We start from the raw sequence: 7446 nt of genomic DNA, 5'->3' as shown, positions 1-7446 counted from the left end.
GTGCTTGGCACTACACGTTTATTTAGGTTAGATAAACAAAATCGCAGCGCCGAGATTGGCCACACATTTATTGCTAAACAGTGGCAACGTAGTTTTGTAAATACCCACGCTAAATACTTGCTACTGCAATATGCGTTCGATGAATTAGGCTTAGTGCGTATTACTTTTAATACCCATGAACAAAACCAAAAATCGCGTAATGCTATTACTCGCCTTGGCGCCCGCTTTGAATGCATTCGTTATAAAGACAGGTTGCTTGCTGATGGCTCATATCGAAACACCGCCCAGTTCAGTATTATTGACGAGCAATGGCCGACGATAAAATCGCAGTTAGCAGGAAAACTATAATGTACCCAGCGAAACATTTTCAACAGCATGATAGTAAGCAATTACAGCAGTTAGTAAATAGCTATCCACTGGCGACTATTTTAATGCCAAATCCACAAAGCCAGCTCAATGATATATGCCGCGTGCCGTTATTATTTGACTCAGCACGGGAGATTTTTATCGGCCATGTGGCTAAGTACAACCCATTATCATTGCTTGATGGTCAATCGGTGAACTTACTATTTAGTGGAGATGATTGCTATTTATCGCCCACTTATGCACATAACAAAACCTTGCCTAGCTGGCTTTATGCGAGTGTTTATGTAACGGCTGAAGTGCGTATTGTTAAAGACCAATATCACAAAGAACAGATCATGCAACGGCTAACCACTCACTTTGAGCAACACTTTAGCGAACATGCTACAGATAAATGGCAAATTGATGAGGTACCCGTACAGCAGCGCGAGGCAATGTACCAACAATTGAGCTTTATTGAATTTATGCCCAGTCGCTGGCGTGGCAATTTTAAGCTTAGCCAAAACAAACCAGCTGAAATACGTGCTGCCATAAAGCAAAGTTTAACGTTAGCGGGGAAACTCAGTATTGCTGAATTAATCGATTAGCAATACTACAAACATGAAAAAAGGCTCCTCGAAGATCTCAGAGCCTTTGGTTAACTTTGGAATTAACTCGGTTTAGTAATTAGTTAAATGCAAGCAGATGCGGGGCAATATTTTGATAATCAACAGCCATAGCAATGCTTAATGCAGTGATATTCACAATTGAGAACGCAAATACTTGGCGTGCCCAACCACTAATATCAATGTTACGTCGATAACCTCTTAGCGCCATTAACAGCCACCAAAAACTAGTGGTGCAAGCAACGGCTAAAAAAGCCATACCGGTATAACCGCCAATGGTTAATAACATCACCACTAGCGCATATACCGCGATATACAACACAATATGATGTTTAGCTTTATCAATCCCTTGCGCTACCGGCAATACCGGAATGCGCGCGGCTTGGTAGTCTTTATAGCGAAAAATAGCAATCGCGTATGAGTGCGGCATTTGCCATAAACTAAACATCACCAATAAAATCAGTGCGCCAATATCAAACTGTGCAGTCACGGCGCAGTACCCTACCACTGGTGGTACTGCTCCTGATAAACTACCTATAAACGTGCCATACACTGAGCGACGCTTCATATATAAGCTGTAAACAGCCACGTATATGACATAACCAAACACAGCAAAAAACACTGCAATCCAGTTAGTAAAAATTATCAGTAAAGCAAAGCCTAATACACCAAGTGCTGTACCATGCAGCAAAGCAGTCTTAGCTGACATTTCGCCCGTTACAGTGACCCGTGTTCGCGTACGCGCCATGCGAATATCAATATCACGGTCGATCACATTATTGATCACGCAGCCAGAGGCCACCACCAGTGATAAACCAACTAATGTAGCAAGCATTAGCCAGCCATCAATATCACCACGCGAGGCGAGTAAAAACCCACCCGCAACCGAGATCAAATTACCCATGATAATACCGGGCTTAGTGACCTTTAAATAACGACGAAACATCTGCAGTTCCCCTATTCTTTGCTTTACGAAAACGTACTAGCTGGGGCTAGTACATCATCATGGCGTTCGATTCGTAGATGATCCATACAGACAGGCCAACCACCATGACGATGATCAGCGCACTGAAGATGAACGATAACGAACTGGCTTTACCGTCTTCGGTGGTAAAGTTCAGGTGCAAGAAGTATTTTAAATGCACCCAAATTTGCACAATGGCCATTACGACAACACAGGCAAATGTGGTTGGTTTTGACAATGTACCGCTGATCACCGCCCAAAATGGAATGGCCGTTAGAATGATTGATAAAACAAAACCTATTAAATAGTCTTTAACACTGCCATGTGAAGCATCACTATGGCTTTGTGTATGTAGCTCATTTAATACATGTGATTCACTGTGGCTCATTACATCACCCCCATTAAGTAAACAACGGTAAATACGCAGATCCACACCACATCTAAAAAGTGCCAAAACAAACTTAAACAACTTAGACGTGTAACGGTTGCAGGGTTTAAACCACGGCGTGATACTTCGATCATCATCGTCGCCATCCAAATTAGACCAGCGGTTACGTGCATACCGTGTAAGCCTACTAAAGAGAAGAACGAGGTTAAAAATGCGCTGCGCTGCGGGCCATTACCATGGGCAATTAAATGATGAAATTCATAAATTTCCATACCAATAAACACAGCACCAAAAGCAAAAGTAATTGCCAGCCACGTTAATGTAGCGGCTTTTTTTTGCGCATGAGCTGAGATCATCGCAAAACCAAAAGTGATACTACTTAGTAGCAATGCAGCAGTTTCAACCGCTACAAAGTCCAGTTCAAAAATATCTTTGCCAGATACGCCTCCTGCTGTATTCATATACAGCACAGCGTAGGTGGCAAAAAATGAGGCAAACAATAAGCAGTCGGTCATTAAGTAAAGCCAAAAACCAAATACCGTATCGCCACCAGTATCATGATGCCCGTGAGCATGGGCATCATGATTGATGATATTTATATCTGCAGAGGTAGCACTCATGCGCTGAACTCCTTACCTTGGTTAAATGTTGTTGCACTTTTATTATGTGCACTTTCAATTTCAAGAATTTCGTCTGGTTGCACGTAGTAATCAACATCACTGGTGTAACAGCGTTTAAAGAATACCGTGATGCCAGCAATAACACCGACAATTGCCAGCCACCAAATATGCCAGATCATGGCAAAACAGAATGTGGTAAAACAGGCACTCATCATCACCCCTGCCGAAGTGTTTTTTGGCATATGAATAGGCGCATAGCTTGCTTGTTGCTGATACGCTTGGCCTTTCTCTTTCATGTCGGTCCAAGTATCGATATCGTGTACATGCGGTATAGTAGCGAAGTTATAGTATTGTGGCGGTGACGATGTTGACCACTCAAGTGTGTGACCGTTCCACGGATCGCCGGTTGTATCTTTTAATGCTTCGCGGTTTTTAAAGCTGACAATAAGCTGTACAACTTGGAATAAAATACCAAACATAATGATCACCGCACCGACAAAGGCAATGTACAACCAGATATTCCAATCCGGATTATTGGTGTGATTTAAGCGACGCGTCATACCTAAGAAACCAAGTACGTATAAAGGCATAAATGCAACAAAGAAACCAATTAACCAACACCAGAAAGACGCCTTACCCCACCCTTCATGCAGTTTAAAGCCCATTGCTTTGGGGAACCAAAATGCAAAACCAGCTAAGTAACCAAATACCGCACCACCGATGATGGTGTTATGAAAATGGGCAATCAGGAATAAGCTGTTGTGTAATACATAATCAGCACCTGGAATTGCCAGTAATACACCTGTCATCCCGCCTATGGTAAAGGTCACCATAAAGCCAAGCGTCCAAAGCACTGGAACTGTGATCCGTAAACGGCCACGGTAAATAGTAAATAACCAGTTAAACAGTTTTACGCCGGTGGGCACCGCAATGACCATGGTCATTACCCCAAAGAAAGCGTTAACGTTGGCACTGGATCCCATAGTGAAAAAGTGGTGTAACCATACTACAAAGCCTAAGATAGAAATTGCGCCACTGGCATATACCATTGACTTATAACCAAATAAGCGTTTACCGGTAAAGGTCGAGATAACTTCTGAGAAAATACCAAAGGCAGGTAAAATCAAAATATATACTTCTGGATGACCCCAAGCCCAAAACAGGTTGATGTACATCATGGCGTTACCGCCCGCTTCATTAGTAAAGAAGTGGAAATCTAAATAACGGTCCAGTGTTAGCATAGTCAACACCGCAGTTAAGATTGGGAATGATGCCGCAATTAAGATATTTGCCCAAGTACAGGTCCAAGTGAAAATAGGCATTTGCATTAAACGCATACCAGGCGCACGCATTTTAAATACGGTTACTAAAAAGTTTACCGCCGTTAATAGCGTACCAATACCGGATATTTGCAGCGCCCAAATATAATAATCGACCCCGACCCCAGGGCTAAATGACATCTCCGATAGCGGCGGATAAGCCACCCAACCGGTTTTTGCAAACTCACCACAGAACAATGAAATATTAATTAATATTGCACCACCGGCGGTAAGCCAAAAACTTAAATTATTTAAAAATGGAAAAGCGACATCGCGCGCACCAATTTGCAGTGGCAATACAATGTTCATTAGACCAATCATAAATGGCATCGCCATAAAGATGATCATGATCACCCCATGCGCGGTGAAAATTTGATCATAATGCTCTGGCGGCAAATAACCCGTTGCGCCACCTGTGGCTAACGCCAATTGGGCCCGCATCATAATGGCGTCGGAGAAACCACGAAACAGCATGATCAAGGCAAGAATAATGTACATTACGCCTAAGCGTTTATGATCGATTGAGGTGATCCAGTCGTGCCATAGCACGCCCCATTTTTTATATTTTGTGATCAAAGCTGCAATCAATGCACCTGCAATCACCACCACCGCCATTGTTACCATTAAAATAGGTTCGTGGAACGGAATAGCATCTAATGTTAATTTTCCAAGTAACGACATAATTATTCCTTACCCTCACTGTGCATTGTGTGATTTTCATGGCCGCTGTGCTCTGGCATTGCGTTGTGCATCTTGTTCATATCACCATGTGCTTGCATATATTTCATAACGATGGTGTGGAACAAGCCATCATCAACATCAGCAAAATAAGTCACCGGGTTGTTTTCACTCGGTAATGCCAGTGCATCGTAATTCGCTTTAGTGAGCGTATTAGCTTGGCTTTTCACCTTGTTTACCCAGCTATCAAAGTCAGCTTGCGTTGGCGTAGCAATGGCATTAAATTTCATACCGGTAAAACCTGCGCCACTGTAGTTAGCCGAAAAACCTTTAAACGTACCCGCTTCATTAGCAATCAAATGCAGTTTTGTTTCCATGCCCGCCATCGAGTAAATTTGGCTACCAAGTTGTGGAATGAAAAATGAGTTCATGGTGCTTTCTGAGGTGATTTTGTATTCCACCGGTACATTAGCTGGAAATACCAATTCATTAACCGTAGCAATACCTTGCTCAGGATAAATAAACAGCCATTTCCAATTCAGCGATACCACTTCAACAGTTAAGTGCTTGCCTTTGCCTTCAAGGGGTTTATAAGGGTCTAAATCTTGAGTTGACTGCCAAGTAATGACACCCAGCACGATAACTATCACAATTGGGATCGCCCAGACGGCGGCTTCAATTTTTCCTGAGTGTGCCCATTTTGGCGCATAAATTTGCTGATCTTGGCCATCGCGATATTTCCACGCGAAATACAAGGTCATCACAATTACAGGAATAACCACAATTAGCATCAGCACTGTGGCAATAATGATCAGATTTTTTTCATCTATCCCAACTTGCCCTTTTGGATCAAGCACCCCGCCTTTACAACCGGTTAGTGCGAGCACAGTTGTGCCCAGAGCAATATTACAGAGGTTTCGAATTAACAAAGGACTATCCTACAACCTAAAATTTGACGTGTGCTGTCTTACCCAAAAATACCAACAGGTCAGAACAACGGTTTAAACTATTCCTAACGTGGTTTAAAACAAGTCGCAACAAGCTTTAAACGCCAAGGAAATTTAATAGAGGTGGCCGAATCGCAGATACACTGCGGCTAAGCATTATTAGTGAAGCAATGAAATTAGTAAGCGACTAATTCAATCAAGCCATCAATAACGAGTAGCGTTCAACCGAATACAAGGGGTGGAGCACGACAGCCATGAGCGCTGTGTACAACGAGTGATGTTTTAGGAGCACGAAAAGCAAAGGCTGCTTTGCGTAAAATAATCCCAGCACGACGCGCTGGAAAAAAGTGAAAAATCAACCAACATAAACCAATTAACAACTGGCATGACACAACTGGATACGCTAAAAAGCTCAATACATTAATTAAAGACGACTCAGCAGCCCCTTCAGTTAATAAACTCTTTAGCTCTGTTGCCTCTTCAATACTACCATTTACTAACATAACTGAATTAATTAATAAAATAACTAATGCAGAGAACAGCTCACCTCCGGCAAAAAGTGCACGCGCACATAGCTGCCAACGCGTAAACGTTGTTTGCTGTGTTGCTTGTGGACAATTTTGTGAGTTCAAACGTACTGGCCTTATAGATTTAGTAACAAGTAAACAACAGCACTTACGCTATTTTTCACTTCGTTGTTATGATCTTCATCAATAAAGTTTCAGTAATTACTGAAATTTCGGGAGGATTATAACAAAGTCAACACAAGCTACAAGTTAAAAACAATCAAGTTAGCTAACTTTTTAGCTAAGCGTAGCTTTTAGCCATAAAAAAAGCGCCTTTAAGGCGCTTTATAAAAACATTGTAATAATTGTGGATTAAAGAAAATAAAAACAGTCCAAGCCCAGTTTGCACTAAACTTGAACCGCCTTTGACAACATCTTCACACACAATTATAAAGATTCGGTTCTAGTATTCTTTGGTACATATTGTAGATTCACTAATCAACAATAAGTTCATCTAATCATGTGGCAGTAAATAAAAGCAGTTCAAGTCCAGTTTGACCAAACTTGAACTGTCTTTTTGACAACATCTTCACACACAATTATAAAGATTCAGTTTTAGCGTTGCTCAATAAACGCTGTAATTCGCTGACAAACACTGTGTTCGTCTAATCGCGTGGCAGTAAAATAAAAACAGTCCAAGCTCAGTTTGCACTAAACTTGAACCGCCTTTGACAACATCTTCACACACAATTATAAAGATTCGGTTCTAGTATTCTTCAGCACATATTGTAGATTCACTAATGAACAATAAGTTCATCTAATCGTGTGGCAGTAAATAAAAGCAGTTCAAGCTCAGTTTAACTAAACTTGAACTGTCTTTTTGACAACATCTTCACACACAATTATAAAGATTCAGTTTTAGTGCTTTCGATAAACACTGTAATTCAGTGACAAACTCTTAGTTCGTCTAATCATGTGGCTGTAAAATAAAAACAGTCCAAGCTCAGTTTGCACTAAACTTGAACCGCCTTTGACAACATCTTCACACACAATTAT

Annotated in this window: 8 protein-coding genes; 2 read left to right on the top strand and 6 right to left on the bottom strand. The window is 41.5% G+C overall.

Annotation, left to right across the window (positions count from 1 at the left end):
• Nucleotides 1–348 (top strand): GNAT family N-acetyltransferase (locus tag ENH88_RS01305; RefSeq protein WP_304178656.1); only part of this gene is annotated, 348 nt, incomplete at its 5' end.
• A complete protein-coding gene (locus ENH88_RS01300; RefSeq protein WP_304178654.1) occupies nt 348–950 on the top strand; it encodes an FMN-binding negative transcriptional regulator in 603 nt (200 codons plus the stop codon). The genes ENH88_RS01305 and ENH88_RS01300, both read left to right, overlap by 1 nt.
• Nucleotides 951–1029: 79 nt before the next feature.
• Here the strand turns inward: ENH88_RS01300 and cyoE are convergent, their stop codons facing one another.
• The 6 genes from cyoE to ENH88_RS01270 all read right to left on the bottom strand — a co-directional run bounded on the left by cyoE (nt 1030) and on the right by ENH88_RS01270 (nt 6516).
• Nucleotides 1030–1914: a heme o synthase gene (gene cyoE / locus ENH88_RS01295; protein ID WP_304178650.1), complete on the bottom strand. Its 885-nt coding sequence runs from the start codon at nt 1912–1914 to the stop codon at nt 1030–1032.
• A gap of 46 nt (nt 1915–1960) precedes the next feature.
• Complete coding sequence (gene cyoD / locus ENH88_RS01290) at nt 1961–2320, bottom strand: cytochrome o ubiquinol oxidase subunit IV (RefSeq protein ID WP_304178648.1); 360 nt, start codon at nt 2318–2320, stop codon at nt 1961–1963.
• Nucleotides 2320–2940 carry a cytochrome o ubiquinol oxidase subunit III gene (gene cyoC / locus ENH88_RS01285; protein ID WP_304178644.1) on the bottom strand — a complete coding sequence of 207 codons (621 nt, stop codon included), beginning with the start codon at nt 2938–2940 and terminating at the stop codon, nt 2320–2322. The genes cyoD and cyoC overlap by 1 nt, the downstream gene beginning before the upstream one ends.
• Nucleotides 2937–4940, bottom strand: a complete 2004-nt coding sequence (gene cyoB, locus ENH88_RS01280) for a cytochrome o ubiquinol oxidase subunit I (RefSeq protein ID WP_304178641.1) — start codon at nt 4938–4940, stop codon at nt 2937–2939. The genes cyoC and cyoB overlap by 4 nt, the downstream gene beginning before the upstream one ends.
• Nucleotides 4941–4942: 2 nt before the next feature.
• Nucleotides 4943–5866: a ubiquinol oxidase subunit II gene (cyoA, locus tag ENH88_RS01275; protein ID WP_304178640.1), complete on the bottom strand. Its 924-nt coding sequence runs from the start codon at nt 5864–5866 to the stop codon at nt 4943–4945.
• Nucleotides 5867–6105: 239 nt separating this feature from the next.
• The gene (locus tag ENH88_RS01270) at nt 6106–6516 is read right to left on the bottom strand and encodes a hypothetical protein (RefSeq protein ID WP_304178637.1); all 411 of its coding nucleotides are present in this window, start codon (nt 6514–6516) and stop codon (nt 6106–6108) included.
• Nucleotides 6517–7446: the final 930 nt, after the last annotated feature.

The sequence above is a fragment of the Pseudoalteromonas prydzensis genome, from assembly GCF_011050055.1.
GTDB classification, from domain to species: Bacteria; Pseudomonadota; Gammaproteobacteria; order Enterobacterales; family Alteromonadaceae; genus Pseudoalteromonas; species Pseudoalteromonas prydzensis_A.
This window is presented reverse-complemented; position numbering and strand designations above follow the sequence as displayed.